General features: G+C 41.0%; 1 protein-coding gene. It reads right to left on the bottom strand.

Going from position 1 to position 346, the window contains the following annotated elements:
• Positions 1-126: DUF4842 domain-containing protein (locus tag D0T87_RS25250; RefSeq protein WP_370526970.1), on the bottom strand; the 126-nt coding region annotated here is incomplete at its 3' end.
• Between the last annotated feature and the right edge of the window lie 220 nt (positions 127-346).

The following is a 346-nucleotide window of genomic DNA, read 5'->3' as shown; positions in this document are numbered from 1 at the left end:
ATCTGTTCCAAACAAGGATGTTGTTGCCTTAGCAGTAGGACGATACATTGGTAAATGTACTTCAACTCCGTCTTTTGGCGATTCGCCACGTGCGTTGCGTACCAAGGCCGCCAAGGGGGAAGTCATTCAATGTTTGCCATTTATGGACTAAATCAATAATATGGGTTGTTGAAACCCTGTCGAGCAATCTTATTATGATACATGCTCATCGTAGCATAAGCATCGAAGTTTACCTTTACCTCGCCCTTTTTTCCTTTTTTGGTGGTAACGATATGCCAGGATGAGGCATAGAATAATCAGTATAATAGGTATTGCAAACCAATACCACAATGAGTTATTTTCCTGA

Origin of the sequence: Bacteroides sp. 51 (assembly GCF_010500965.1) — a bacterium.
Classification (GTDB): domain Bacteria; phylum Bacteroidota; class Bacteroidia; order Bacteroidales; family Bacteroidaceae; genus Bacteroides.
The sequence above is the reverse complement of the archived record's forward strand: the minus strand, read 5'-3'. Positions and strand labels throughout refer to the sequence as shown.